The sequence below is a fragment of the Candidatus Pelagibacter communis genome (genome assembly GCF_001180025.1).
In the GTDB taxonomy this organism is placed as follows: Bacteria; Pseudomonadota; Alphaproteobacteria; order Pelagibacterales; family Pelagibacteraceae; genus Pelagibacter; species Pelagibacter ubique_A.
The window spans coordinates 1-996 of sequence record NZ_CVSK01000014.1 but is presented as its reverse complement, the minus strand read 5'-3'; the positions used below and the strand labels follow the sequence as shown (position 1 = coordinate 996).

Sequence of the window (996 nt, the reverse complement as noted above, 5' to 3'; positions counted from 1 at the left end):
ATAGAAATTTTTTTTTCAATTAATTCTAAATTTTCAGCTACTGTTCCAGGTCTTGGACTAAAGATAAATGAATAAGAGTTTATAAATTTAATCCTTTCAATTAATCTGATAGTATCCTTAAAATCCTGATCTTCTTCGCCAGGATAACCTATAATAAAATCACTTGAAAATTCTATATTTGGATTAATTTCTTTTAATTTATCAAAAGTGCTTAAATATTCCTCAATGCTATGTTTTCTATTCATTGATGCTAAAATTTTATTAGATCCACTTTGAACGGGTAAATGTACAAGTGGCATTAACTTTTTAGAAGTTTTATACACTTCGATCAAATCCTCAGTCATATCTTTTGGGTGAGATGTTGTATATCTAACTCTCTTAATTTCGGATAATTTTTCAATATTTAAAATCAAATCAGATAGTCTGTATCCTTCATTATCATAAGCATTTACATTTTGACCAAGTAAAATTATTTCTCTTGCACCATTATCAGCTAAATATTTTGCTTCATCTAAAATTTGATTAAATGGACGGGAATATTCTGGTCCTCTTGTATATGGGACTACACAAAAATGACAAAACTTATCGCACCCTTCCTGAATAGTTAAGAAGGATGAAACTTTTCCAGCTTCATTTTTTATTTTACTTAAATATTTAAATTTAGAAACTGCATCAAACTCTGTCTCTTCTATTTGTTTATTTTTTTCAGTATAATTTAAAATTGTATCATTAATTTTATGATAAGCTTGAGGACCAATAACCAAATCTATATAAGGTTCTCTTTTAAGCATTTCCTGATTTTCTGCTTGAGCTACACACCCTGCAATAATTACCAACGGCTTTTTTTTAGATCTAAAAATTTTTTTTACTCTACCTATTTCTGAGTAAACTTTTTCTTTTGCTTTGTCTCTGATGTGGCATGTATTTAAGAGATAACAATTTGCTTCTTCATATTTTTCTGTTTTTTCATAACCAATTTTTTTAACTGAATCATAT

At 27.4% G+C, this 996-nt stretch carries 1 protein-coding gene; it reads right to left on the bottom strand.

Annotated elements, in window-relative coordinates; all coding sequences use genetic code 11:
• Nucleotides 1-996: tRNA (N6-isopentenyl adenosine(37)-C2)-methylthiotransferase MiaB (gene miaB / locus AMN83_RS00255; protein WP_075503402.1), on the bottom strand; the 996-nt coding region annotated here is incomplete at both ends.